The following is a 26,334-nucleotide window of genomic DNA, read 5'->3' on the forward strand; positions in this document are numbered from 1 at the left end:
GTACTATGGGCGTAGGTTTTTTGTGCAAGTTCGAGGTATCGCAGGTGAAAGTGACCAAAGCGCAGGCGCAGGCAAATCGCGAGCACATCGTCGAGACGGCCTCCGTGTTGTTTCGTGAGCGGGGGTTTGACGGCGTAGGTTTGGTGGATCTCATGGGGGCCGCCGGGTTCACCCACGGAGGTTTCTACAAACATTTCGGCTCAAAGGCCGATTTGATGGCCGAGGCTGCAGCCAGCAGTCTTTCCCGGTCGCTCGCCGGCACCGAGGCGCTTGATATTCAGACGTTCATCGATATCTACGTGTCGAGGGATCACCGTGACCGGCGTGGCGAGGGCTGCACCATGGCGGCCCTGTGTGGAGACGCGGCGCGTCAGTCGGATGAGCTGAAGCGTGCATTCGCCGAAGGCATAGACCGCATGCTGCAAGCGCTGGTGCAAAAGTCTCCGACCGTCGAAGACGCTGCGCCGGGCGAGACGAGAGCGAAGATGATCGACGTACTGGCTCATGCCGTTGGCGCGGTGGTGTTGTCGCGAGCGTGTCCGGATGATTCGCCGCTCGCCGATGAAATACTCGAGGTTTGCCACGCCCGGATATCGGCTTCCTTGCCGGTATCGCCAGGCAGCGAGCAATAGTCCGGGAGACCTCAAGCGCGCCTGCCGATGCGCTTCATGGGCGTGCGAGAGAGCAAGCGGTCGATCCTCGGTTGATCATCGATTTTCGCCAGCAGAGGCAGCGCCTCGGACAACAGCGTGTGGTGGCACTGGAAAACCCCGCCGCCCCGTCACGCGTTCACGTCAACGATGGTGCGCCCCTGAATTTTCCCTGCGAGCACGCGGCTGGCGATGTCAGGAACATCGCCGAGGCCAACCACCTTTGAGGTTCGGGCAAGCTTGTCCAGATCCAGGTCGCTGGCAAGGCGCGACCAAGCCTGCTGCCGTATCTGCTGAGGCGCATTGACCGAATCAATGCCAGCAAGGGTGATGTTGCGCAGGATGAAGGGGAGCACAGAGGCGGGCAGATCCGCGCCTTGTGCAAGTCCGAAGGCCGCGACCACGCCACGATACCGGGTATGCGCCAGCACGTTAGCCAACGTATGGCTGCCGACAGAGTCAATGGCGCCCGCCCAGCGCTCTTCGGAAATCGGTGCGCCCGGTGAGGACAGGGTGTGGCGGTCGATGATTTCGTTCGCGCCGAGCGCGCGCAGGTAATCGGCTTCATCAAGCCGCCCGGTCGATGCGATCACGCGATAGCCCAGTTTGGACAGCAGGGCAATCGCCACCGATCCAGAGCCGCCATTGGCGCCGGTCACCAGGATGTCGCCGCGCGCGGGCGTCAGACCGCCATGTTCCAGTGCCAGCACGGACAGCATTGCGGTGTACCCCGCTGTGCCGATGGCCATGGCATCCCGGGCCGAAAACGCTGCGGGAATCTTGACCAGCCAATCACCGCTCACCCGTGCCCTCTGGGCGAAGCCGCCGTGGTGAGTCTGGCTGAGTCCCCAGCCGTTGGCCAGCACACGGTCGCCGGCCACAATGCCGGGATAGGTCGACGACTCTACGACACCGGCAAAGTCGATCCCCGGAATCAGCGGAAACCTGCGGATGATCGGTGACCGGCCACTGAGCGCCATCGCGTCCTTGTAGTTCACCGTTGAGTATTCGACCGCGACGGTGACGTCGCCCGGCATCAAATCCTCGTCCTCAAAGTCAACCAAGCGAGTTGAAAGGGTGTCACCGGTCTTGCTGGCGAGCAGTGCCTTGAATGTCATCGTCTTCTCCTGGTCAGGTGACCACGTGCGTTGCGCTAAATCAGTTGACCCAGCTGGAAACCTTGGGTTCGCCTGCGACCCACCTGAGGGTCGTTGAAGGTGACGATGCCCTTGTCCTTGCGCGTCCCGGCGAGGTTTTCCTGGACCATGGCGGCAAACTCGAAGGCCAAGCCCGCCTCGACGAAAGCAGGTGGGCGCGGTCAGATGGGCGCGCGAATTGCCAGCACCCTTGCGAGGCAAGTACTTCAATGATGTCGATCATAATCTTCGTCGTCAAGATCTTTGATTGCGATTGACATCAATGAGGGCTGTAGGCTTCACTGCTGGTCTATCTACACAGATCTTGAAGATGAAAGTCACTAAAGCGCAGGGGAACGCTATCAAGGCGGTCATGCGCCCAGTCGATCGCGACAACAGGGCCGATTCAATTGACGGAGCACAGCATGAAGTACACATCATTTGGAAAGACCGGTTTGCAGGTTTCACAGGTGGCGCTCGGCACGGGCAACTTCGGCACAGGCTGGGGTTATGGCGCCGATCCCGACGCCAGCAAAGCTGTGTTCAACGCTTATGCCGAAGCTGGCGGCAACTTCATCGATTCGGCTGACGTCTACCAATTCGGGCAATCCGAAGAACTGCTCGGTACATTGCTGGAAGGGCGGCGTGAGGATTTTGTGCTCGCCACCAAGTTCAGCAGTGGCGCAGTGCAGAATGCGAACCGACTGGTCACCGGCAACAGCCGTAAGGCCATGGTGGCTTCCGTGGAGGCAAGCCTGAAACGGCTCAAAACCGATCGGATTGATATTTACTGGGCGCATCACCCGGATGGCACCACGCCCCTTGAGGAAATCGTCCGAGGCTTCGAGGACCTGGCGCGTGCCGGCAAGATCCTGTACGCGGGCCTGTCGAACTTCCCCGCCTGGCGCCTCGCCCGTGCGGTCACGCTGGCCGAACTGTCCCATGCCGTTCCGATTGCGGCTGCGCAGTTCGAACATAGCTTGGTGCATCGCGAGCCCGAGGCCGATTTGTTCAAGGCATCGCATGCGCTCGGTCTCGGCATCGTGACGTGGTCGCCCCTGGGGGGCGGTATGTTGACCGGAAAGTACCGGCAAGGTGAAACGGGGCGTGCTGAAGGGTTCGCAGGCCGTGTGTTCCAGCCGGAGAACTCGGCACAGCGCACGCAGACACTGGACGCGGTAGTCGCTATAGCGGGTGAACACGGCGTCAGCCCGGGCCAGGTTGCCATTGCTTGGGCAGGCACGCATGGTGCGGTTCCCATCATCGGCCCGCGCTCACTTGGTCAACTTACCGATAACCTTGGAGCGCTGACACTGCAGCTCTCTGCGGAGCAAATTGGTCGACTTGACAGCGTGAGTGACCTGGCGCCGTCGGCAGTGGCCAGGGTCCCTGTTGCTTGGGCTGACGGCGCTCCAGAGCGTGTCGTTGCCTGACCCGTGAAGGTGCATATATCGGTTTCTCGCATCAAGCTGTGGTTCGCCTTGGGTACGCGGTCAAGTTTATGCCGTCGATCAAAATATGCCGTTGTCCCCGACTGCACTGCTCGATCCGCGCCTCAACCTGGTACACCTCGCGCAGCATGCGTTCGGTGATCACCTCATGACTCGCGCCGCTGCCCTGGGCGGTGCCGTCGGCAATCACCAATACCTGGTCGGCAAAGCGCAACGCCTGGTTCAGGTCATGCAGGGCAATAAACACGATGACCTGCTGTTGGCGGGCCAGTGCGCCCATGAAGTTCAACACTTGCACCTGGCGATGCATGTCGAGGGCGCTGGTGGGTTCGTCCATCAGCAGAATTTCCGGTTCGCGCACCAAGGTCTGGGCGATGGACACCAGTTGCTGCTGGCCGCCGCTGAGTTCGCCGAGGTTGCGAAATGACAAGTCGCTGATGCCAAGAGCCTCGAGCATTTCCTCCACCAGGTTCAACTCGTCATCGTGGACGGTCCATTGCGGCGACAGTTGCTTGCGGGCCAGGAGTACCGATTCGTAGACCGTCAACCGCGCACTGGCATTCAAGCCCTGGGGCATGTAGCAGATGCCCTGCCGGCCCTTTTTCGAGTCCTGCAGGATCACCTGTCCAGGCCCGTCGATCAGCCCGGCCATGCGTTTGAACAGGGTCGACTTGCCCGCCGCATTGGGCCCCACCACCGCGACCACCTGGCCGCCGGTGAACGCGGCGGTGGTAACGCCACGGATGATCGTGCGCTGGCCATAGCGGGCACCCAGGTCTTGCAGCTGAATCTTCACCATGTGTTTTTCTTCCCGCTGAGGATCAGTGATATGAAGAACGGCACGCCGATCAGTGAAGTGACCACCCCGATCGGGAAGATGGCGCCGGGGATCAGGGTTTTGCTCACCACTGAACTGGCGGACAGAATCAGTGCGCCGGTGAGCAGCGAGGCCGGCAGGAAGAAGCGTTGGTCCTCGCCGATCAACATCCGCGCAATATGCGGGCCGACCAGCCCGATAAAGCCGATGGTGCCTACAAAGGCCACGGGGAACGAGGCGAGCAGGCTGACCATGATCAGCGTCTGAAAGCGCAGGCTGCGTACATTGATCCCGAAGCTGGCGGCCTTGTCGTCACCCAGTCGCAGTGCGGTCAGGGCCCAGGCGCGCTTGGCAAAGATCGGCAGGGTGATCACGATCACCAGGCAGATCACCCCGAGTTTGGGCCAGGTGGCTTTGGTCAGGCTGCCCATGGTCCAGAACACCACGGCTGCCACGGCTTGCTCGGTGGCGAAAAACTGCACCAGGGCCAATAACGCGTTAAACGTGAAGACCAGGGCGATGCCCAGCAGCACGATGGTTTCCGCGGTGACCCCGCGACGCATGCTCAGGAAGTGAATCAGCAACGCCGACAGCATGGCCATGATGAACGCGTTGACCGGCACCATGTACTGCGCCGCCAACGGAAACAGCGCCACACCAAACGCCAGCCCCATGGCTGCACCAAAACTGGCGGCGGCGGAAATGCCCAGGGTGAAGGGGCTGGCCAGCGGGTTATTGAGGATGGTCTGCATCTGCGCGCCGGCCAGTGACAACGCCGCACCCACGGCAACGGCCATCAGGGCGATCGGCAGGCGGATGTCCCACATCACCACGCGAACCTGTGCCGGCGCACTGTCCGGCGCAAACAGTGCACCGAGTACTTCATTGAAGCTGTAACGCGCCGGCCCCAGGGCCAGGTCAAGCAGCACACTGCACAACAGCAGCAAGAGCAGGCCACCGAGGATCAGGCGTTTGCGCAGCACCAGGGCCCGGTAGGTGTCGCGTTGGATCACGGCACTCATGGCTTGAGGCTCACGAAGTAACCCGGCTCATAGGGCACCGGCAGGAATCGCTCGTGCAATTGGCGAAACGAGTCTTCAGGGTCCAGGTCGGTAAACAGTGTCGGATGAAACCACTTGGCCAACTGCTGGATGGCCACGAACTGATAAGGGCTGTTGTAGAACTGGTGCCAGATGGCATGGAACGCCTGGTCATCCTGGGCCTTGATCCCGGCATAGGCCGGGCGCTGGGTATACCAGGCCAGTTTGCGCCGGGCTTGGGCCATGTCGGCACCGGGACCCACCCCGACCCAGTGGCCACCGGGGGCAAAGGCTTCCCAGTTGGCACTGGTGACCACCACCTGTTCCGGGTTGGCGACGATCACTTGCTCGGGATTCAGCTGGCCAAAGGTGGTGGGAATAACGTCTCTGGCGATGTTATTGCCCCCCGCCATATCGACGAACAGACCGAAGTTTTCATTGCCGAAACTCAGGCAGCAATCGTCGGTGTAGCCACCGATACGCTCGATGAACACGTTGGGGCGCGAAGGGTGTTGCGCGTTGATCACGTCGGTGACGCGGCGGATCTGCTGGTTGCGAAAGTAGATAAACGCTTCGGCACGCGCCTCTTTGCCGAACAACTGGCCGAACAGGCGCATGGTCGGTTCGGTGTTCTGCATCGGGTGGTTGCGAAAGTCGACGTACACCACTGGAATCCCCAGGGCATCGAGCTTCTCGATATAGCGGGCGTCCTCGGTCGCGTGCTGGGCCTCGATATTGAGGATGATCACGTCCGGGCGCTGGGAGATGGCCTGCTCGATATCGAAGGTGCCGTCTTCAAAGCCGCCAAAGGTGGGGATTTTGGCGATGGCGGGAAATTTACGCAGGTAAGCGCCATAGGTGTCCGGGTCGGACTGGATCAGGTCCTTGCGCCAGCCGACGATTCGCTCGATGGGGTTTTGCGTATCCAGCGCGGCAACCAGGTACAACTGGCGGCCTTCCCCCAGAATCACGCGCCGGACCGGCAGGTGCACCTTGACCTGGCGCCCGAGCAAATCGGTGACGGTGCTGCGTGGTGCCTGCGGCTCGGCGGCCGTCGACGGCAGCGCCCATCCCAGCAAACCCGCAAGCAGCAGCCCGGCGAAGGCGTGGCTGCGTCGAACAATGGTAACCATGGTTAAAGCCTTTGCAGTGGTCGGGCCGGGTGGCGGTGCAGCTAGTCGCGCCGGGCCGAAGGTTTCAGAAATCGACCGTGGTCGACAGTAGAAGGGTGCGTGGCGAGCCTTGAGAGAACGCACCATAGGAAGCGACCCCCGACCAATACTCGCGGTCGAACACGTTCTGTACCGTGGCGCGGAAGGTCGTCGGCCGCTGGGCGATGCGCGTGCTGTAGCGCACGCCCATGTCGAAGCGGGTCCAGGGGGCCAACTGCTGGGTGTTGGCCTGGTTCACATATTGGCTGCCGGTGTACAACGCCCCGCTGGTTAGCGTCAGCCCCTCGACCCAGGGCACGTCCCACTCGGCCCAGAGGTTGGCTTGCACCTTCGGCACCCCCACCGGGGTATTGCCCCGGTTGGCCGCAACCGCGCTTTTGGTCAGTTGCGCATCCAGCAGCGTCACCCCGCCGAGCAGGCGTGTGCCTTGGCCGGCTTCGCCGGATACGTTCAGCTCCAGGCCCCGGTTGCGCTGTTCGCCTTGTACCGCAAAGGTGGTGCCTGACAGCTCGCCACTGGGTTTGGTGATCTGGAACAGCGCGAGTGTGGACATGACCGTGCCGTAGTCGAGCTTGACCCCCACCTCATGCTGGCGTGAGACGTAGGGGGCAAAGATCTGGCCCGCGTTCGAGGCCGTGGCGGGGGCGATATCGCCTTTGCTCAAGCCTTCCAGGTAGTTGTAGTAGAACGACACATGCTCCCAGGGCCGGACAACTGCGCCGAACAGCGGCGTGGTCCTGCCGTCGTCGTAAGCCGTGGTCACCGTACCCGCCGCGTCGTAGTTGTTGGAGCGGATGGTCTGTTTGCGCAGGCCGGCCGTCACCTGCAGGCGCTGCTCGAGCATCGACAAGGTGTCGGCAACCGCGACGCCGGACAATTCGGTCGCCGAGACTTTCGGCGTGGCCGGCGTGGCAATGTCGGCCTCGGGTCGTGAGACCGGGTGGTAAATGTTCGACAGGATCGGCGGGCCGGAAATAATGCCGCGCGACAACTCATCGCGATAGCGCGTGACCTGCAGCGTGGTGCTGTGGCTGATCGGCCCGGTGTCGAAACGCAGTCGGGCACCGCTGTCGACCGTGTAGCGCCGTACTTTAAATTTGTAATAGCCGGGGATCGACGAGGTGTCGCCGGCGGTGTTGATGATGGTCGGGGTCTGGTCGGAAAGGCGTGCCACGTTCGACTTCCCACCGCCGGCATGGGCAAACAGGGTCAGTGCGTCGCTCACGTCATACTCGCCACCCAGCAATGCCGACTTGTCGCGGGTCTTGGACCAGCCCCACGCCTGGCTGACGTTGGTACGCCCGTTGGCGGCGTGGGGAATCGGCACGCCGGGCGCGATCAGGAAGGGCCGTGACGCCGCGTCGAATTGCTCTTGCTGGTTGATCAGGTCCAGGCTGGTGCGCAGGCGATCGCCCTGGTAATCCAGGGCGATGGCACTGACCCCGACATCCCGCGATTGCTTGTCGATGACAGTGTCACCCTGCTGCACGCGGCCGTTGACGCGCATGCCGAATCGCCGGTCCTCGCCAAACCGCCGACTCAGGTCGATATGGGTGCCCAGTTGCAGGTCCTGGGCATAGGAGGCCGTGACGCGGGTCAGGTCCTCGTCCAGGGCGCGCTTGGGGACCACGTTGATCACGCCACCGACGGCGCTGTTGGGGGACATGCCGTAGAGGAGGGCGCCAGGGCCTTTGACCACTTCGATGCGTTCGGCGTAGTCGGTGAATACCCGGTAATTGGAGGCCACGCCGTACACACCGTCGAACGCCAGTTCCCCGAGGTTGCCTTCCCCCACCGGAAAGCCGCGGATAAAGAATGAGTCGACGATCCCCCCCGTCTGGCCGGTGGAGCGGACCGAAGAGTCGCGCTCCAGCACGTCGCCCACGGTGGTCGCCTGCTGGTCTTTGATCAATGATGCGGTATAGGTGCTGATGCTGAACGGCGCGTCCATCACATCCGTATTGCCCAGCAGACCGAGACGCCCGCCCTCGGCTACCTGGCCGCCCGGGTACACCGGCGGCAGGCTATCGGTGTGTTTTTGCGCCGCCTCCACCGTGGTCGCCGACAGCGTCAGCCGGCGCAGTACCAGGGTGTAGCTGCCATCGCTGCGCAATACCATCTCCAGGCCGCTGCCTTCGAGCAAACGCGTGACGGCTTCCTGCGTGGAGTAGGTGCCGTTCAGTTCGGGGCTGATCAGGCCCTCCGTGATCGACGGCTGGAACGACAGGGCAATACCGGCGTCCACGGCAAAGCTCGAGAGCGTCGCGCCGAGCGGGCCGGGGGCGATGTGGTAGGCCTGCACAGCGACCGAATCCAATTGGGCCGGTGCCTCCGCCAATGCCACCGGGCACATGGCACCGGCCAGCAGCAGGCTGAGCACGACGCCGTGCACCATCGGTTTGAGCGGACGAGCCGGACGCAGGGGCCGTGCTACGAGCATGAAAGGATGACCCATGGACGAGAGGAAAAGGCTGTTCCTGTCTTTGCCAGTCGAGATCGAAAAAAGTATCACCCCGGCCGCCGTTTATTTTTGCGTGGGAGTCAGGCGGGCGACAGGGTGACCCAGTAACCGCGCAAATGACTGTTCGCCAGCACGGGATAAGTGTGCACCAGCATGCTCAAGGTGCGATCGGTATCACTGATCGGAAAGGCCCCGGAAATGCGCAAGTCGGCGATGGCCGGATCACAGCGCAGGAAACCTCGGCGGTAGCGCGTCAGTTCCGCGACGAAATCCGCCAGGCGCATCTTGTCGGCCATCAACATGCCCTGGGTCCATGAACCGATGTAGCGATCGGTCGGCGCCAGGTCACCAAAGGTCTGTGAGGAGAAGTCGGTGCGCTGCCCTGCATTGACGATCAGCGGCGGGGTCTGGCGGTTATCGGCCAATATCACCCTCACCGCGCCGTCGATGACCGCAAGATGGGTGCGGGGGCTGACTTCACGCACGGTAAACCGTGTGCCCAGCGCCTGCATGCTTCCCTGGCGGGTGCTGATCAGGAACGGTCGGGGCAGGGGGGCGGTGTCCACGGCGGTCTGCACCAGGATTTCGCCTTCGCGCAGGTGAATAAGGCGTTGGCGGTCGTCGAATACGACGTCGATGGCGGTAGCGGTGTTCAGGGTGATGCGCGAGCCATCGGCCAGGGTCAGTTCGCGGCGCTGGCCAACGTCGGTGCGATAGTCCGCTGACCATTGCTGCGATTGCGCCAGCTTCCAGCTCCCCCAACCCGCGGGCGCCAGCGCCAGCAGGATCGCCAGCTTGCCCAGTGCTGCACGACGTTCAGGGCTGTCTGGCCGGTCGAGCGCCGACATTGCCAGGGCGGGCGGCAGGCCGCCGAACTTGCTCTGCAGCAATTGCGCCCGCGACCAGGCGCGATCCCGCTCCGGGCTGCTGACCTTCCAACGCTCCCATTCGGCGCGCTCGTGCTCGCTCAGTTCGCGTTCGCTCAAGCGCATCAGCCACTCGGCGGCTTCTTCGAGTACCTGCGGGTCCAGCGGCGGTTCCCTGCGCAGACCGAGCATTCACTCCACCAGCATCAGGCACTGTACGAAGGCCTGTTTCATGTAGCGCTTGACGGTGATCAGCGATACACCCAGTTGCTCGGCGATGTCGTCGTACTTGAGGCCGTTGATCTGCGACAACAGGAAGGCGCGCTTGACCAGGGGCGCCAGAGTATCGAGCATGGCGTCGATTTCGTGCAGGGTTTCCAGCACCATGAAGTGCGCCTCGGGCGACGGTGCTTCGTGGGTGGGCACGTTCGCCAGCGCATCCAGGTAGGCGCGTTCCAGTGCCTTGCGCTGGTACCAGTTGACCAGGATGCCCTTGGCCACGCAGCTCAGGTACGCCCGTGGCTGGTCAATCACCGTGACCTGTGAGGCGAGGATCCGGGTGAAGGTGTCCTGCGCCAGATCCGCCGCATCCATGGCGTTACCCAGTTTTCTCTTCAGCGTGGCATACAGCCAGCCGTGATGCCCGCTGTACAGGGCCTCGATGGCGCGCAGGTGATTGAGGTGATTCGCGGAAGAGGTTTCGCTCATGGCGGCAGATTTGTTTGTAATTGAGAAGTATTCCCAATGCTAGTTGACAAACCGACGTGAGCGCAAGCGCGATCATGTCCGGTGATCAGGCGTGTGACAGGCGTATCAAGGCGCTAATCAGCGATTGGACGGCGCGGACGCCCACCAGTACCGCAACGCCACCATGGGAACCAGCGCCACGGCATAGGCCAGGCATACGAAAAGATAGGTGTATGGCAGGCCGTAGACCTGGCTCAACAAGCCACCGATGGAGATGCCGGCAATCGAGGCGAACTGCGCGGTACTTTGGGCAATACCCAGTACGTAGCCTTGTCGCGAGCTGTCGGCGGTTTTCGAGACCAGCGCCATCAGCACGGGGGTGGTCGCCCCCAGCAGGACTCCCCAAATGAAGTAGGCGAGGATAAATACCCCGGGGCTGCGCGTTATGCCCGCCACGGCAGTCAGGGCGATGCAGGCCATGACGATATACGTGATGCGTTGCAGGGTTTCTGCCTGGGAACGATGCTCGAAGTAGCGCGACCATGCCGTTGCCGACAGGATAAAGCCCAGCGCCAGCAACCCGTAGCACAGGCCCACGATTGAGTGGCTGACCTCGAAGGTCGAGCTCACGTACAGCGAGAAGGATGTCTGCGGCAGCATGCGCGCCAGCAGCAGGATCCCCATGACGCACAGCAGCGACAGCAGGGGAGAGCCGCGCCATATGCTTTCGGTGCCTGCGGCCGGCGCGCGGGTGGCCACCGCCGGTTTTTTCGGTACGGGAGGTACATCCGGCAACGTCACGGCGGCGATGACGGTACAGAGTGCACAGAGCACCGAGGCGACGATGTTGATCCAGAAAAACGTCGCGTAATCGAGGATCAGGCCGCCTGCGACCGCACCCAGCAGTGAGCCGACATTGGTCGATATCTGCAGGATCGCGAATAACCGCGCCCGTCGCGACGGCGCTTCGATACTGACCCCGTAAGCCTGCGCCGGGGCTATATAGCCGGCAAAGGCGCCCTGTAGAAAACGCAGGATCAGGATGACCCAGATGTCACTGAAAAACGCCAGTCCGAGCTGGGTCAGGGACAACCCCGCGAGTGCGCGGATCATCATCAGTTTGTGGCCGCAGCGATCGCCGATACGGCCCCAGAATGCACTGGTCAGCATGATGCCCAGCATCGGCCCGACGTACACGGCGATGCTGGCGAAGCTGAATACCGACTCCGAGGACGCCAGCCCGCGCAGGTGCACGGGCCAGAACGGCCCGCTCATTTCCATCGCACCCATGGAGACCAACTGGATCGCGAACAGAAGATAAATGAGGATTCTTACATGGGAACCCGGGATGGCACCTGCTTGGGACATGCGTACTCCTTGGTCAGCCACAGGGCCATTTCATGCCAGTGTGTGAGGAACGCGGCGTCCAGCACAACCCTGCGCACCGTGCAAAAAAAAATCACACGGGAGGGTGATACCTTTTCGCATGTCGACTGGCATTACGAGTAATTCCAATTTTCCCTCGTTGAAAGGATCCTCTCGTCATGCCTGTTGCCAGTCGGCCCTGCGGTGAACGCGCGTTAACCCTCGCCATTCGAACCGCCCTGTTGAATTTCGTCATGGTCGCAGCGGGCGCCACTGCCTGGGCTGAGACACCAACGCCTGCCGCCACGGATGACAGCACGCCCAGCCTGACCCTCGACACCACCACGATCGACGGCCGCTACAACGGCCCGACGGCGTTGCCCGAAGTCCTCCCCGGTGGACAGGTGGCGCGCGGCGCGCGGCTGGGCATGATGGGCAACAAAGACGTGATGGACACGCCGTTCAGCGTCACCAGCTACACCGCCAAAACCCTCGCCGACCTGCAAACCGTCACCGTTGCCGATGCCCTGGAACGCGACCCGTCGGTGCGCTCGACCGGCCAGACCGGCGGTATCGTCGATTCGTTTTTCATTCGCGGTTTTGCCATCGGCGAAGGCAATCTGGGTGAGCTGGCCTACGACGGTGTGTATGGCGTGGCCCCCAATTACCGGGTCTTTACCGAGTACGCCGAGCGTGTCGAAGTGCTCAAGGGGCCGGGTGCCTTGATGTATGGCATCTCGCCCAACAGTGGTGTGGGTGGGGTCATCAACATCGTTCCCAAACGGCCGCTGGAGGAAGACCTGACCCGGTTCACCGGCAGCTACGCGTCGGACTCCCAGGCGGGCGGGCACCTGGATATCAGTCGGCGTTTTGGTGAGGAAAACCAGTTCGGCGTGCGCTTTAACGGCAGCCTGCAGGGCGGCGACACGGCGGTGAACGACCAGCATCGCGACGTAGGGATCGGTGCGATTGCCCTGGATTATCGTGGCGAGCGACTGCGCCTGAACCTGGACTACATCAGCCAGAAAGAAAGCTTCGACGGTGCCTCACGCCCGTTCACCATCGCGCCGGGCGTTGACGTGCCATCCGCCCCCAATGGCCGCACCAGCCTGCCGCAAAAGTGGGGTTGGTCGGATACCAAGGAACAGTCCGCATTGCTCGGCGGTGAATATGATCTGAGCGACAACCTCACCGTTTTCGCCCATGCAGGGGGCGGCAGGTCGGATGTGAAACGCATGTCCGACCAGGTGCCGCGCATCCTCAATGACGCGGGCGACACCAGCAACGTCCCGGGCTATTACAAATTCAACGTCGACCGTTCTACCGCCGATGTGGGGATGCGCGGGCTCTTCGCCACCGGGCCGGTAACCCATACCACCACGCTGATGGCGACCCGTTACCAGGATGAGCTGTCGCGGGGCATCAACAACGGCACCACGATCCTCTCCAATATCTACCACCCGGTGGACACGCCCAAGCAATACATCAACACGCCCAAGGTGCTGCGAATCTCCGAGTCGGAGCTGTCCGGCGTGGCGTTGACCGACACCTTGGGGATGCTGGATGACCGTCTCCAACTGAGCCTGGGCGTACGCCGGCAGTTTATCGAGTCGCGTAACTACAATGCCGCCGGCACCGTCAGCTCGCGTTACAGCGCCAACGCCACCACGCCGTTGCTGGGTGTGGTGGTCAAGCCCTGGGAGGACGTCTCCCTCTACTACAACTACGTCGAAGGGCTGAGCAAAGGCGATGCGGCACCGGGCACGGCGAGCAATGCCGGGGAAACCTTTGCGCCGTATGAGTCCAAGCAGCACGAACTGGGGGTGAAGTATGAACACGGCACCTTCATGACCACACTGGCGCTGTTCCAGATCGAAAAACCTGCCGGCGAACTGGGCGCCAATGGCGTGTATTCGGTGCAGGCCGAACAGCGCAACCGTGGCCTGGAACTCAGCGTGTTCGGCGAAGTGGCCACCGGCACCCGTTTGATGGGGGGCGTGACCTTCCTCGATGGCGAGCTGACCCAGTCGGCGACTGCCGCTAACCAGGGCAACAAGCCGGTCGGCGTGCCCGATATCCAGGCCAACCTGTGGGCGGAATACGACACCCCCTGGCTGGAAGGTTTCACCCTCACGGGTGGTGCGATCTACACCGACAGCCAATACGTCAACCAGGCCAACACCCAGGAACTCGACGCCTGGACCCGCATTGACGCCGGTGCGCGTTACGCCACCAAGATAGAAGGGCGGCCGACGACATTCCGCGCCACGGTACAGAACGTGTTCGACCGTGAGTACTGGTCCGGCGTGGCCTCCTATGGTGCGTTTTCCCCGGGGTATCCGCGTACCTTGCAACTATCGGCGACCGTCGATTTTTGACGGGCGCCGGTTTGGAGCAATCATGCACCAGCAATAACCTTCAGGCTTGCTGGTCGCCCGATCGTCACTGACCCGAATTCGCCATTGCTCAACGGTGCGCAGGGGTTTACAGCCCTTGCGCTCTTTGTTGGCGTGGCTGCTCGGGTGATCGTTCTGCGAACAGGCGGCGACACGGTGTCCTGCGATCATTGCCCTTTGAGCGCGATTGCCACTGCTGCTGAAAGTGAAGTCGTGGCCCTGCCGATCAGCGTCGAAAGCTGATGGCTATCATCGAAAAGTGCGCCTTGGGATGCGTTGACATCGTAGCCAGCCAGGGCCTGTGCGAGTGGCTCCGGGAGGCCGAAATTGATTAACGCAGAGGCGTAGTCAGTTTCAGGCAAGTTCTTGTAGGGAATGTTCCTACCCGTTTGCCGAGAAACCTCGGCTGCGAGTTCCGATAACGTCCAGGCGCTGTCACCCGCCAACTCGTAGACCTTCCCCTCTTGATCGTCGCGGGTGAGCACGACGGCAGCGGCCTGGGCGAAATCTTCCCGTGTCGCCGCGGCAATCTTTCCATCACCTGCGCTGCCGATAAATTCACCGGCCGATAACGCGCCAGCGATAAAGCCGGTGTAGTTCTCGGTATACCAACCATGACGCAATATCGTGAATGCCAACCCCGATGCTGTGAGCTCGGCTTCCGTTTGCCGATGCTCCTCGGCGAGGCTCAATGAAGAGGTATCCGCGTGCAGTACACTGGTATAAACGACGCGACCCACACCAGCCTGCTTTGCTGCGTTGATGACATTTCGATGCTGTGAGAGTCGCTTACCTATTTCGCTTGAGGAAATGAGTAGAAGCGTGTCGACTCCGCTGAGCGCCGCGACCAGGGTTTGCGGATTGTCATAGTCGGCAACACGTGCCTCCACGCCTAGATCACTCGCCTTGTCAGGGCTGCGCACCAGCGCGACCAGGTTGGACGCGGGTACTTTTTGCTTGAGTTGCTGGACAACGAGGCGGCCAAGTTGGCCGGTGGCTCCGGTGACGGCGATCATGAGGGGGGCCTTTTACAAAAAGTGATAGAGCAGGCAGAGTAGGGCCTTAACTAACTTTTCGTAAGTACGTACCTAAAGGTAAGTAAGCATGCCGGATTCCGAGTCCTCTGGAGCAACCCGTCCCGCAACAGTGGCCAACCGACTGCGCAGCGGTGAATTATTCGACCCGGATTGTCCCTCGAGGGTCGTCCTCCAGCACGTCAGCAGCCGCTGGGGAGTATTAGTATTGGTGGCCTTGCTCGCGGGTACGCATCGCTTCAGCGATCTGCGTCGCAAGATTGGAGGCGTCAGCGAAAAGATGCTTGCGCAGACCCTCCAGTTTTTGGAACTCGATGGTTTCGTCCTGCGCAAATCCTATCCGGTCGTGCCACCCCACGTTGAGTACAGCCTCACCCCTATGGGAACTGAAGTAGCCCGCCATGTCGAAGGCCTGGTTGACTGGATCGAAGGCAATCTGCCAAAGATTCTGGAGGAACAACGCTCTCGCCAGATTTCATAACGGGCTTGCGAGCTACAGGTAAGGCTATGCGTGAGGACGACCCGGCCGCTTTGCCGTGATTGGCAAGCGTTGCAGTTACACGCAATGCCCAAGCGGGTCTTTATCTTCACGTCGGATGACTGAGCGACGGAGGTTTTCTGGTTCCCGCGGCAGAGTTTAACCAGAGCAGCATTGCGGCGAGAGAGGCGGCGACTATCAGCGTAAGCCACATGATGACCAGCAGGGTGAAGGTGACACTGTTGTTTAACTCACGAAAAATGCCGAAGGCAAAAGCCGTGTACCAAGACACCCCCGAAACTGCACCGGAGGCGAGAAACAAGGCCGCTCTTTTGCGGGACACGCCAAAGAGCAGGGGGCGACTCAGGTCGCGTAGGGCTTCTGGCAGCACAAGCGCGTGGATGATTATTCCATTGATAGTCAGCACGATCACCACAATGACTTTCGCCCAGAGTTTGGGGTTTTCAAACTTTTCCGGCGACTCCATCGCGTAAAGGGCAAGGAAACCAAGGCCTGAAAGCCACAGGAGGCAGAGTCCAATAGTGACCGCGTCGCTGATGAAGTGGAAGGTGCGTCCGATTTCAACCGGGAGGCTGCCCCGGCGCATCCAACGCAAGATCCAGAGGTCCAGCATCGTCGCCCCACCGAGACCGAAGCACATGCCGAGCAGGTGTATACCTATAAGGAATGTCAGCACTTTTAGCTGTGGGAGTGGAGCCGGCAATGGAACGCTCAGCGCGAGTGTGTCGGCGAGTAAGTAGCCACTGCCGGACAGCGCAAGCAGGCCGCCTAAAATCATGAAAGACGTGCGTATCTTCATTTATTGCGGCCTTGGACGAGTGTTTTTAGTTGGACGCGTGCGCAGTTTGTTTACTGGAACAGGCGGATCAAGCGGCTGCTATCTGCAGCGTTGCTGCAACCAGGAAGATAGGTTTCGGGTTAAATGAGGCCAGCGACGCTAGCGCCACATCAGCAGGTTGCACGGGCGTAGACCCTGTTCAGGAAGGGACCGGTGCTTGGGCATCGATCAGGTTCCGGCTCTTGAGCTCCTCCCAAAAGGCTGCCGGGATACCGACCTTCATCGCCTGCACATTGGAAACGATCTGCCCCGGCGTGCGGGCACCCGGAATGATCGCTGACACTTGCGGATGTGCTGCCGCGAACTGCAGGGCGGCAGTATGAATATCGATGCCATGTCGTTTGGTAACCGCCATGATTCGCGCGCGCTTTTCCACCGCTCCGGCAGGCAGGTCCAAACTGAAGTTGTATCGGCTGCGTCCTCCCAGGAATCCATCGTTCAGTGGTGTTCCAACCACAACGCTGGTGCCCTTCCTGCTCAACGCCGGAAAGGTGTTGCGCAACGCATCGCCGTGCTCGAGCAGGGAATACTGGCAGGCAAGCAACACGATGTCGGGAGTCGGGTCATCACCGGCCATTGCCTGGACCACAGCATTTGGCGTATTGACGCCGAAGCCCCAAGCCTTGATGAGGCCCTCATCACGCATCTTTTCAAGTTCGACCATCGCCCCTGTGCGCGCAATGCGATACGCCGCTTCCCAACCGCCTTCCAGTTCGCTGTTATCGGGCGAGATGTCATGGATAAAGACGATATCGATACGCGGCAGCCCCAGCCGCTGCAGGCTGTCTTCCACGGAACGCCGTGCGCCTGCTGCGGTGTAGTCATACCGGTAGTTGAAGGGCGCGGGTGACTTCCAGATGGCATGGTCCGCGCGCGGGCCACCCGCGGCAGTCAAAACCCTTCCTACCTTGGTGGAGACCACATAGTCGTTCGGATTTTTGCCGTGCAGAAAGCGGCCTACCCGATATTCACTCAAACCAAACCCGTAGAACGGCGACGTGTCGTAAAGCCTTACACCCGCGTCCCAGGCGGCCTGTAGAACCAGGCCCGCCTGCTCGTCGCTGAGCGGCGCAAAGATATTGCCAATCTGTGTCCCGCCCATGCCAAAGCGTTGAGGCGTCATGTATCGCAGGGTAGGCGAGGGTGAATTGAGGGGCAGGCCTGTGCGCACTGGCCGGCCTTCAGTACGCATCACGCTCCCGCGCTCTGTCAGTAAAGAGGGCGCTGGGGCTGTCGAACTGGCGACACTCGAGGCTGGCAGCAAAGCGGCTGCAACAGTGCCCACTGCCGAGTAAGTAAGAAAATCTCGTCTGTCCATCCAACGTTCCTTTCGCGACCGAGGTTTCACGGGATCATCGAAGCCGGTATTCGTACTGGAAGTTAGAACAACGAGGGGTGGCCGGGTGACCCTAATACGCCATATTTTTTGCACAATCCTGCCGATGCGCTTGTGTTGGTCACGCACTCTCAGCAGACTCGAACATTCCGTAAACAGGGGCGCATGTGATGACGAGCGGTTCCTTCTCGCAGTTCGGTTCCGGCCACCTGCATTCTCTGACGTTGCGCGATCCCATACAGCCCAACGAGCGTCTCCAGGCACTGGGACGGCTGATCGAAAAAGTCACCCGGCAGATTGGTTTGAACGAGGTCTGCAAAACATCGATTCCAGGCCTGGCCTTTTATCGAATGGCTGAGCTGGGTACGCCCACTTACTGCATTTATGAGCCTTGCGTGGCCATCATTCTGCAGGGGGCGAAGGAGATCACGTTCGGCGAGGAGGCCTGTGAGTTCGGGCCGGGGGCGTTCTTCGTCACATCGGTCGACATCCCCACATTGGCCCGCGTTACCGCCGCCAGCGAGGCAACCCCCTATTTATCCGTGGTGTTGAAGCTCAACCTTTCCATGCTCAACGAGGTGATCCAGACCTTGGCCCCCCCCACGCAGGAAATAGCTACAGAAGCGCGGGGCTTCGTATCCGGTGCGGCGTCGAGTGAGATGCTCGATGCATTCGCTCGACTCGCTACGCTGATCGAACGGCCGCTTGAAGCAGGCTTGATGTCGGATCTGATCAAGCGGGAAATATGCGTTCGGCTGTTGTTAAGTGGTGCAGGGCAGTGGTTGCGCAGCGTCACCCGCGACGGTTACCGAGACAAGGGCATCGTGAGAGCCATTGAATGGCTGAAACATCACTACGACAAACCGCTGCACGTGGCCGATCTCGCCGAACGATCAGGAATGGCCAGCTCTACGCTGCATCACAGTTTTCGCAAGCTGACAGGCACCAGCCCCGTTCAGTATCAAAAGGCGTTACGGCTGCAAGCCGCACGCAGCCTGATGTTGACCGATCGTGTTGACGTGAACACCGCCGCGTTGCGCGTCGGCTATGAAAGTGTCGCTCAATTCAGCCGTGAATATGCCCGGCGTTTCGGAGCCCCGCCCTCGAGAGACATCAAGCACGTACGGGAGCAGGGCGGACTGCTCGACTAGCGACGCTTCAAAGGGGAATGTGGGTGGTCGACAAGACCTGACGCAAGCCCATGAACGATCGAATCTGGCGAACCCCAGGCAGGTAAAGCAACTGTTCCGCGTGGAGCCGGTTGAAGCTGTTGCTGTCCTTGGTTCGTATCAACATGAAGTAGTCGAACTCCCCGGTCACCACATGGCACTCCATGCAGCCGGACACTTTTTGTGCGGCTGCCTCGAATGCGGCGAAGGATTCCGGTGTGGAGCGGTCCAGCACCACGCCGATCAACACCACCATTCCCGCATCCAGCGCGACATTGTCGAGCAGCGCGACTATGCCTTTGATCAGGCCGACTTGCTTGAGCCGCTCGACGCGCCTGAGGCACGCCGGTGCACTCAATTTCACCTTCTCTGCCAGCGCCACATTGGAGATGGAGGCATCTCGTTGCAGGGCCTTGAGAATGGCGCGGTCGGTTCGATCCAGCGGCTGCGGCACCGGGGCTGATACGCTTGGCTTCTTGCGAGTGTTTGTTGCGTTCATGACTGTTTATTCGCAATTAAAGTATGTTAGATATTTATAGCGAGAAATTATAGTTCTTTAAGTGCTAGAAGTTTGCAATACATCTTTTTGGAAAACTTCTTAATATTGAACTCATCGAAGCCCGACTGAAAGAACCTGGAAGGCAACCTTTGCCTTTCGGTCTGGCGCTTTGATGTCCAGTAATCAAGGAGCAGCGTCATGAACCTGAATCGTTTTAAACGTTATCCGTTGACCTTCGGTCCTTCTCCCATCACGCCCTTGAAGCGCCTCAGTGAACACCTGGGTGGCAAGGTCGAGCTGTATGCCAAACGTGAAGACTGCAACAGTGGCCTGGCCTTCGGCGGGAACAAAACGCGCAAGCTCGAATACTTGATTCCCGAAGCGCTCGAGCAAGGCTGCGATACCTTGGTTTCCATCGGCGGTATCCAGTCGAACCAGACCCGCCAGGTGGCCGCCGTTGCCGCTCACCTGGGCATGAAGTGTGTGCTGGTGCAGGAAAACTGGGTGAACTACTCCGATGCGGTGTATGACCGCGTTGGCAATATCGAGATGTCGCGCATCATGGGCGCCGACGTACGACTGGACGCCGCCGGGTTCGACATTGGCATCCGGCCCAGTTGGCAGAAGGCCATGGACGATGTGGTGGAGCGGGGTGGCAAACCGTTTCCAATCCCTGCCGGGTGTTCCGAACACCCCTACGGCGGCCTTGGGTTCGTCGGCTTTGCCGAGGAAGTGCGAGAGCAGGAAAAACAACTGGGGTTCACGTTCGACTACATCGTGGTCTGCTCTGTGACCGGCAGTACCCAGGCCGGCATGGTCGTCGGTTTCGCCGCGGACGGCCGTTCGAAGAACGTTATCGGCATTGATGCCTCGGCCAAGCCGGAGCAAACCAAGGCGCAGATCCTGCGTATCGCCCGGCACACCGCAGAGTTGGTGGAACTGGGCCGTGAGATCACCGAAGACGACGTGGTGCTCGATACACGTTTTGCCTACCCGGAATACGGTTTGCCCAACGAAGGCACGCTGGAAGCCATTCGTTTGTGCGGGAGCCTGGAAGGCGTGCTGACCGATCCGGTGTACGAGGGCAAATCCATGCACGGGATGATTGAAATGGTCCGCCGTGGTGAGTTCCCCGAAGGCTCCAAAGTGCTGTATGCGCACTTGGGTGGGGCGCCTGCGCTGAATGCCTACAGCTTCCTGTTTCGCAACGGCTGATTAACGCCAAAAAACCAGGGAGCTCACGACGCGATGGGTGAGTCGGCATCAATATTGAATGTCACGATCCCATCGTCGAATCGCCACCCGGAGCACGTTGCTCCTATCCAACCGCCGGGAGTACCGCCATGCATGCGATAACGCAATCCGCAGTCTGGATCAAGGAGCCTTCGGCGGATGCCGGAGTGGTGATCGTTACCAGCGCCGCGTTGCCCCCGTACATGATCGACAAGCTGCATGTGGCGATAGATGAGTGGGACCAGGTGGCTTATCTAGCCGTCAAACAGTCCGAGGCGTTGAGGCTCGATTGGTTGCAGGTCGGGTCCAGCCCGGAGCCGTCCGACGGGGCCTACGCGTGCCATGCCAGCCAACTGTTGCGCGGCGTCTCCCACGGCAGCTTTTTACTGGATGTCGAAACTGGCACGAATTGCGGCATGACGTGGCTGGGGTCCGTCTTTGGTCATCCGCTGCGCGTGGTCGAGCTTGGAGAAGTAGCCTCCTCCACTGCACAGATGGATCAACAGGTGGAGGCGGTGTTAGCGGCGACCCGAAGCCTGGCGAAAAGCGTGTTGCAGGCACGCGGCGTCATTTAACCAATGACCTGGTCCATTCGCCGGTTGGAACCATAAAGGCATCGATTATGAGCCAAGCTGTCGATTGTCGTCCCAACGCCATGAAGTGGATGCGCGAGCCATCAAGTTGCACGCGCATCGTGGTCATCGTGTGCGGGCTTGATAGCGCTCATATTGACTTGATCCATCAGGGGTTCAGCTGTTTTGACAATGTTGCGCTGCTCCATGTCGATGCGGTGGACACCGTGCCTGGCAAGCGCGTTGATGTGCAAGTGACCAGAAGTGACTGTTCTTTTGTCGTGCTCGGTGAACTGGATGAGCGTGTATTGCATAGCCTTTCCATGGGTAAGCGATGCCTCTACTCCATAGCGCCAGACGGGTCGGCCGAATGCTCGGTGATTGCAGCAGTAGAACAGGTCAAAAATTTCGCCCGAGTGAGCCATTCCCGTCACCTTGAAGCGATACCCGACAGCGCCAGGAGCTGCCTGTGAACCTGTCGGATACCCTGACCTCGGCGACGCGTAGAAACCCATGACCTCAAACGCTGTCGCCGACCGCCAGAATGGTCGCCACCAGGGCCAGGGCGCGAGGTACCAGGGTGTCCAGCTCCAGGTATTCACGATCGGTGTGGACCTTGCCACCCACCGGGCCGAGCCCGCACAGGGTTGGAACGCCCAGGCTGGCGGTAAAGCCGGAGTCGGCGCAACCGCCGGTGAATTCGCCTTCGACGCTGAAACCCAATGCCCGTGCTTTTTGTTGGTAGAGATGCAGCAGTCGTTCGCTGTGGCGTGCTTCCATCGGTAGAAAGGTCGTCGCTTCCTTGAGGACGGCGCGGGTGCCGATCAGTTCTTCTTCGGCGACGATGGCCTGGATTGCACTGAAGATCCGATCCCAGTGCTTGAGTTCGATGAAGCGCACGTCCAGCCGCGCGCAGGCGCTGGGCGCGACGGTGTTGCTCGATGTACCACCGGATACCAGCCCAACGTTAGTGGTGACGCCGGCCGGGTAATCGGTCAAGGCATGCAGCTTGACGATCTTGCGTGCCAGGGCCTCGATGGCGCTGGCCCCGTCGGCATGGTTGACCCCGGCATGCGCCGCGCGGCCACTGACTTCGATGATCAGCGTGGCCCCGCCTTTGCGTGCGCTGACCACATTGCCGCTGGCCCGGCCGGGTTCGGTGTTGAGCACGGCGCGGGCGGCACGGGCGGCGTTTTCGATATGGGGCCTGGCGCTGCCGGAGCCGATTTCTTCGTCGCCGGTGTACAGGACCTGCACCGGATAGGGCAACCGGCCGGCGCGCTTGAGGGCCATGAGGGCGAAGCAATTGAGCACCAGGCCGCCTTTCATGTCGGCGACGCCGGGGCCATAGGCGAGGTTGGCGTCGCGGCTGTAGCCGCGAGTCGTGGTGGTGCCCTTGGGGAAGACCGTGTCGCGATGGCCCAGCAACAGCACCGGTTTTCCAGGATCGCCTGGCACTTCGGCGAGCAGCACGTCACCAAAACACTCGACCGGTATGCGCTTGAGCAGGATGCCGTCGGCCTCCAGTTCAGCCGCGAGCAGCGCGCCCACGGCGTCGACACCCGCCTTGTCATAGCTGTTGGAGTCGGTGTCGACGATGCGCCGCAGCAGCGCTTCCATGGCTGGGCGCTGCTCGGCAAGCCAGTCCAGGGCCTGTTGTGGCGTGGCGCTCATTGCGCCTGCTCCCGTAACTGATGTTCCCGGGTCAGGCGTGCCGCGTCGTTGCCCAGGTCCCAGAACAGCCCGGCCATGATTTGCAGGCTTTCCTTGACCACCGGCGCCAGCAAGTGCTCGTTCGGCGCATGTTGTGAACAGGCCGGGTACGAGTGCGGCACCCACAATGTCGGCAGGCCCAGCACGTCCGCGAACACATCGTTGGGCAGCGAACCACCGAGGTTTGGCAGCAGCGCAGGTTTTTTGCCGGTGGTCTGTGCCAGGGAGCCGAGCGCCCAATCGACCCAAGGGCTCTGCGGATCCAGCCGAGTGGCATGCATCACATCGATGCGGCTTTGCTTGACCTCGACATTGCTGAAGCCATGCGCATCCAGGTGGGTACGTACCGCCGGGATAAAGGTCGTGTAGTCGCTGTCGACCACGAAACGGATATGGCAGTGGGCGTTAGCCTTGCCGGGAATCGCATGCACCGGGGCGTCTGGGTTGCCGGTTTTGAAGGCGATGACGTCGAGGGTGTTCCAGCCGAACACCTTTTCGCTCAGCGAGAGCTGCGGGTTACCCCAATTGGCGTCGATGTCCGGATCGCCCGGTCCGCCACCCACGGCAATATCGGCCAGCGCCTGCCGAACCGGCTCCGGCAGTGTCTCGGGCATCAGGCCGGCCACTTTCACCCGACCGTGTTCATCGACCATGCTCGCGATGGCATTGGCCAGGATGATGCCGGGATTGGCCAGCAACCCGCCCCAGTTGCCGGAGTGATGGGCGCCTTCACGTAAATTGACCACCAGCTCGAAGTTGAATACCCCGCGCGAGCCGAGAAAAATCGTCGGGCGTGATGCCGCCAGGCGCGGGCCGTCCGAGGCGATGAAGATATCCGCCGCAAGCTCTTTGCTGTGGGCGGCACAGAATGCGTTCAAGCCCGGCGAGCCTTCCTCTTCGCCCATTTCCAGCAGCAGCTTGACGTTGAAGCCCAGCTGGCCATCGCGCGCCTTGAGCGTTTGTTCCAGGGCGGTCAGGTTGATCAGATGCTGGCCTTTGTTATCCGCCGTGCCGCGGCCGTACCAGCGATCGCCTTCGGCAATGACGTGCCACGGCGACAGGCCTTCGCGCCATTGCGCCTCATAGCCGCGCACCACATCACCGTGGCCGTAGCTGAGCACGGTCGGCAGGTCCGGGTGTTCAATGCGCGTGGCGATCATGAAGGGGCCGCGCTCGGCCACGGGGTTGTCATAGATCTTGACGCTGAAACCCATCGCCTCGACATGTGGGGTGATGAACTCATTGAGGTAGCGATACAGCTCGGGCTGGCTGTCCGCTGCCTGGCTTTCGGTGTGCAGGGCGACGCTGCGTTGGAGCAGATTGAAGAATTCGCCATTGTCGAATTGCGCTGTGGTGTTGCTGATAGCCAGTGAACGACTCATGAGTGGACAAGCTCCAGTGTTTGGGCAGAAGTGTCGTGAAGGTGGCAACGCACGTTGCCGCCGATAAGCGGACCATTGGCCGGGTAGGCCGTTTTGCAGGGGGCGAAGCAGCTCGGGCAGCGCGGGTGGAAGGCGCAGCCGGACGGCGGTGACATGGGGTTGGGGAAGGTGCCGTGCAGGCCGATCTCGGGAATGCCCAGGCGCGGATCGGGCGTGAGCACCGAATCCAGCAAGGCGCGGGTATATGGGTGACCGGGTTGAGCGAACAACGATTCGCGCGTGCGTTCTTCGACGATGCGCCCCAGGTACATCACGGCGACCCGGTCGGCGAGGTGTTCGATGACCGCCAGGTTATGGCTGATCAGCAGATAGGTCAGGCCGAATTCGCGCTTGAGGTCCTGCAGCAGGTTGAGAATCTGCGCCTGCACCGACACATCCAGCGCTGAGGTGGGCTCGTCGCAGATCAACACGTCAGGGCGCATGATCAGCGCCCGGGCAATCGCCACCCGCTGGCGTTGCCCGCCGGACAGCTGGCTCGGGTAGCTGTCGATCACCCGCTTGGGCAGGCCGACCACATCAAGCATCGCTTCGGTCTTCCTGCGGCGCTCGGCGGTACTGCCGATGTCATGCACGATCAGCGGCAGGGTAACGATTTCGCGCAGGGTCTTGCGTGGATTCAGCGAGGAATACGGGTCCTGGAAAATCGGCTGGATATGCCGGGACATTTCCTTGCGATCAGTCGTCGCCAGGTGTTTGCCATTGACCAACACGTCGCCGCTGGTGGGCGGCAACAGGCCGAGCAGCATCTTGGCCAGGGTACTTTTGCCGCAACCGGACTCGCCCACCAGACCGAGGGTCTCGCCACGCATCAGGCGCAGGGAAACACCATCCACGGCCTTCAGGGTGGCGGCGGGTTTGAAAAAGCCCTGGTTGATCCGAAACTCACGGCGGATGTCACACAGCTCCAAAGCGATGTCTTTTTTCATGACCTTGCACGCTCCTGAAGGCGAATCGGTGCCGGGGCCGGTGCGGCGAACAGGCAGCGCGCCATGTGCCCGTCCTGTTCGACTTCGGGGATGTGTTGCGCGCAGGCCGGGATCGCCTGACCGCAACGATTGCGGAACGCACACCCTTGCTGTTCGCCGACCAGGCTCGGCACCAGGCCTGGAATCGAACCCAGCGCCTCACCCGGTTTGGTCCGGCCAGGGATTGGAATACTCGCCAGCAGCCCCCGGGTGTACGGATGCTGCGGATTCTCGAACAGTTGCAGGGCAGGGGCGGTTTCGACGATTTCCCCGGCATACATCACGGCGACCCGGTCGGCGATCCGTGCCACCAGCCCAAGGTCGTGGGTGATGAAGATCACCGCCAGGCCGAGTTCTTTCTGGATGTCGCGGATCAAGCGCAGGATCTGCGCTTGAATGGTCACGTCCAGCGCCGTGGTGGGCTCATCAGCGATGATCAGGTCCGGTTCGCACATCAACGCCATGGCGATGATCACCCGCTGGCGCAGCCCGCCGGAAAGTTGATGCGGATACTGGCGCAGGCGCTCGGTGGCATTGCTGATCCCGACCTTCTCCAGCATCTGCGCGGCGCGCCCCAGGGCCTCCTTGCTTGAGACCTTGCGATGCTGGGTCAGTACCTCGCTGAGTTGATCGCCAATGCTGTAGGCCGGGTTCAGCGAGGTCATCGGCTCCTGGAAGATCATCGCCAGGCGGTTGCCGCGCAGGTCGCACATGCGCCGCTCGCTCTGGCCGAGCATGTCGATGCCGTCCAGCGTCAGCCGGGACGCGGTGCGTTTGGCCTTGCGTGGCAACAGGTCCATCAACGCCAGCGAGGTCAGGGATTTGCCGCAGCCGGATTCCCCGACGATGCACAGCATCTCACCGCGCTCGACTTCAAAACTCAGGCCGCGTACGGCATGCAGCATGTCATCCGGCGTCGGGCTGTTGCCCATGGGGATGTCCACGCGCAGGTTTTCCACATGGAGTAGTGCCATGTTCGGTTCCCTCTATCAG

The 26,334-nt window shown here is 61.2% G+C and carries 25 protein-coding genes; 8 read left to right on the forward strand and 17 right to left on the reverse strand.

Annotated features, from left to right (window positions below; genetic code table 11):
• Window positions 1-44: 44 nt before the first annotated feature.
• Window positions 45-632 (forward strand): TetR/AcrR family transcriptional regulator, encoded by a 588-nt coding sequence (locus J1N02_RS25165; protein WP_027603397.1) that lies wholly within the window; start codon window positions 45-47, stop codon window positions 630-632.
• 149 nt (window positions 633-781) lie between these two features.
• On the opposite strand, the gene J1N02_RS25170 is transcribed toward J1N02_RS25165, so the two are convergent.
• On the reverse strand, window positions 782-1,768 hold the full coding sequence (locus J1N02_RS25170; protein WP_108574694.1) for an MDR family oxidoreductase: 987 nt from the start codon (window positions 1,766-1,768) through the stop codon (window positions 782-784).
• 35 nt (window positions 1,769-1,803) lie between these two features.
• Window positions 1,804-1,938, reverse strand: a complete 135-nt coding sequence (locus tag J1N02_RS25175; protein ID WP_256592558.1) for a hypothetical protein — start codon at window positions 1,936-1,938, stop codon at window positions 1,804-1,806.
• Between the two features lie 273 nt (window positions 1,939-2,211).
• Here J1N02_RS25175 and J1N02_RS25180 point away from each other — a divergent pair, with 273 nt between their 5' ends.
• A complete protein-coding gene (locus J1N02_RS25180; RefSeq protein WP_027603400.1) occupies window positions 2,212-3,219 on the forward strand; it encodes an aldo/keto reductase in 1,008 nt (335 codons plus the stop codon).
• A 31-nt stretch (window positions 3,220-3,250) separates the two neighbouring features.
• On the opposite strand, the gene J1N02_RS25185 is transcribed toward J1N02_RS25180, so the two are convergent.
• From J1N02_RS25185 to J1N02_RS25215, 7 genes are all read right to left on the reverse strand, one after another.
• A complete protein-coding gene (locus tag J1N02_RS25185) occupies window positions 3,251-4,036 on the reverse strand; it encodes an ABC transporter ATP-binding protein (RefSeq protein WP_098479897.1) in 786 nt (261 codons plus the stop codon).
• A complete protein-coding gene (locus tag J1N02_RS25190; RefSeq protein ID WP_065926092.1) occupies window positions 4,030-5,076 on the reverse strand; it encodes a FecCD family ABC transporter permease in 1,047 nt (348 codons plus the stop codon). Before J1N02_RS25190 ends, J1N02_RS25185 begins: the two co-directional genes overlap by 7 nt.
• The gene (locus tag J1N02_RS25195; RefSeq protein WP_421147937.1) at window positions 5,073-6,227 is read right to left on the reverse strand and encodes an ABC transporter substrate-binding protein; all 1,155 of its coding nucleotides are present in this window, start codon (window positions 6,225-6,227) and stop codon (window positions 5,073-5,075) included. Before J1N02_RS25195 ends, J1N02_RS25190 begins: the two co-directional genes overlap by 4 nt.
• A 64-nt stretch (window positions 6,228-6,291) precedes the next feature.
• On the reverse strand, window positions 6,292-8,706 hold the full coding sequence (locus tag J1N02_RS25200; RefSeq protein ID WP_421147938.1) for a TonB-dependent siderophore receptor: 2,415 nt from the start codon (window positions 8,704-8,706) through the stop codon (window positions 6,292-6,294).
• A 101-nt stretch (window positions 8,707-8,807) separates the two neighbouring features.
• Window positions 8,808-9,785: a FecR domain-containing protein gene (locus J1N02_RS25205; protein ID WP_092359193.1), complete on the reverse strand. Its 978-nt coding sequence runs from the start codon at window positions 9,783-9,785 to the stop codon at window positions 8,808-8,810.
• The gene (locus J1N02_RS25210; RefSeq protein WP_027603406.1) at window positions 9,786-10,301 is read right to left on the reverse strand and encodes a sigma-70 family RNA polymerase sigma factor; all 516 of its coding nucleotides are present in this window, start codon (window positions 10,299-10,301) and stop codon (window positions 9,786-9,788) included.
• Window positions 10,302-10,418: 117 nt separating this feature from the next.
• The gene (locus tag J1N02_RS25215; protein ID WP_421147939.1) at window positions 10,419-11,648 is read right to left on the reverse strand and encodes an MFS transporter; all 1,230 of its coding nucleotides are present in this window, start codon (window positions 11,646-11,648) and stop codon (window positions 10,419-10,421) included.
• 176 nt (window positions 11,649-11,824) lie between these two features.
• Here J1N02_RS25215 and J1N02_RS25220 point away from each other — a divergent pair, with 176 nt between their 5' ends.
• Window positions 11,825-14,023: a TonB-dependent receptor gene (locus tag J1N02_RS25220; protein WP_421147940.1), complete on the forward strand. Its 2,199-nt coding sequence runs from the start codon at window positions 11,825-11,827 to the stop codon at window positions 14,021-14,023.
• A 185-nt stretch (window positions 14,024-14,208) separates the two neighbouring features.
• Here J1N02_RS25220 and J1N02_RS25225 read toward each other — a convergent pair whose 3' ends face one another.
• Window positions 14,209-15,057, reverse strand: coding sequence for an SDR family oxidoreductase (locus tag J1N02_RS25225; RefSeq protein ID WP_098479892.1), 849 nt, complete (start codon window positions 15,055-15,057; stop codon window positions 14,209-14,211).
• A gap of 88 nt (window positions 15,058-15,145) precedes the next feature.
• Between J1N02_RS25225 and J1N02_RS25230 the strand changes: the two genes are divergently transcribed.
• A complete protein-coding gene (locus J1N02_RS25230) occupies window positions 15,146-15,556 on the forward strand; it encodes a winged helix-turn-helix transcriptional regulator (protein WP_098479891.1) in 411 nt (136 codons plus the stop codon).
• Between the two features lie 106 nt (window positions 15,557-15,662).
• On the opposite strand, the gene J1N02_RS25235 is transcribed toward J1N02_RS25230, so the two are convergent.
• Window positions 15,663-16,373 (reverse strand): hypothetical protein, encoded by a 711-nt coding sequence (locus J1N02_RS25235; RefSeq protein ID WP_421147941.1) that lies wholly within the window; start codon window positions 16,371-16,373, stop codon window positions 15,663-15,665.
• Window positions 16,374-16,551: 178 nt separating this feature from the next.
• Entirely contained in the window at window positions 16,552-17,730 is a 1,179-nt protein-coding gene (locus J1N02_RS25240) for an aldo/keto reductase (RefSeq protein ID WP_405125988.1), read from the reverse strand.
• Between the two features lie 188 nt (window positions 17,731-17,918).
• Here J1N02_RS25240 and J1N02_RS25245 point away from each other — a divergent pair, with 188 nt between their 5' ends.
• Window positions 17,919-18,899, forward strand: a complete 981-nt coding sequence (locus J1N02_RS25245; protein ID WP_421147942.1) for an AraC family transcriptional regulator N-terminal domain-containing protein — start codon at window positions 17,919-17,921, stop codon at window positions 18,897-18,899.
• Between the two features lie 7 nt (window positions 18,900-18,906).
• On the opposite strand, the gene J1N02_RS25250 is transcribed toward J1N02_RS25245, so the two are convergent.
• Window positions 18,907-19,416 (reverse strand): Lrp/AsnC family transcriptional regulator, encoded by a 510-nt coding sequence (locus J1N02_RS25250; protein WP_027603420.1) that lies wholly within the window; start codon window positions 19,414-19,416, stop codon window positions 18,907-18,909.
• 198 nt (window positions 19,417-19,614) lie between these two features.
• Between J1N02_RS25250 and J1N02_RS25255 the strand changes: the two genes are divergently transcribed.
• From J1N02_RS25255 to J1N02_RS25265, 3 genes are all read left to right on the forward strand, one after another.
• On the forward strand, window positions 19,615-20,631 hold the full coding sequence (locus J1N02_RS25255; protein ID WP_027603421.1) for a 1-aminocyclopropane-1-carboxylate deaminase: 1,017 nt from the start codon (window positions 19,615-19,617) through the stop codon (window positions 20,629-20,631).
• A gap of 128 nt (window positions 20,632-20,759) precedes the next feature.
• Window positions 20,760-21,224, forward strand: a complete 465-nt coding sequence (locus J1N02_RS25260; RefSeq protein ID WP_027603422.1) for a hypothetical protein — start codon at window positions 20,760-20,762, stop codon at window positions 21,222-21,224.
• A 47-nt stretch (window positions 21,225-21,271) separates the two neighbouring features.
• Window positions 21,272-21,694, forward strand: coding sequence for a hypothetical protein (locus J1N02_RS25265; RefSeq protein ID WP_098479887.1), 423 nt, complete (start codon window positions 21,272-21,274; stop codon window positions 21,692-21,694).
• A gap of 46 nt (window positions 21,695-21,740) precedes the next feature.
• Here J1N02_RS25265 and J1N02_RS25270 read toward each other — a convergent pair whose 3' ends face one another.
• From J1N02_RS25270 to J1N02_RS25285, 4 genes are read right to left on the reverse strand one after another with little or no spacing between them, the layout of a single operon-like run.
• On the reverse strand, window positions 21,741-22,895 hold the full coding sequence (locus J1N02_RS25270; protein ID WP_421147943.1) for a M20 family metallopeptidase: 1,155 nt from the start codon (window positions 22,893-22,895) through the stop codon (window positions 21,741-21,743).
• Complete coding sequence (locus J1N02_RS25275; RefSeq protein ID WP_027603425.1) at window positions 22,892-24,316, reverse strand: M20 family metallopeptidase; 1,425 nt, start codon at window positions 24,314-24,316, stop codon at window positions 22,892-22,894. The genes J1N02_RS25270 and J1N02_RS25275 overlap by 4 nt, the downstream gene beginning before the upstream one ends.
• Entirely contained in the window at window positions 24,313-25,302 is a 990-nt protein-coding gene (locus tag J1N02_RS25280) for an ABC transporter ATP-binding protein (protein WP_092359177.1), read from the reverse strand. The genes J1N02_RS25275 and J1N02_RS25280 overlap by 4 nt, the downstream gene beginning before the upstream one ends.
• Window positions 25,299-26,315 (reverse strand): ABC transporter ATP-binding protein, encoded by a 1,017-nt coding sequence (locus J1N02_RS25285; protein ID WP_108574706.1) that lies wholly within the window; start codon window positions 26,313-26,315, stop codon window positions 25,299-25,301. Before J1N02_RS25285 ends, J1N02_RS25280 begins: the two co-directional genes overlap by 4 nt.
• Between the last annotated feature and the right edge of the window lie 19 nt (window positions 26,316-26,334).

The sequence above is a fragment of the Pseudomonas sp. NFX5 genome (genome assembly GCF_049132125.1).
In the GTDB taxonomy this organism is placed as follows: domain Bacteria; phylum Pseudomonadota; class Gammaproteobacteria; order Pseudomonadales; family Pseudomonadaceae; genus Aquipseudomonas; species Aquipseudomonas marginalis.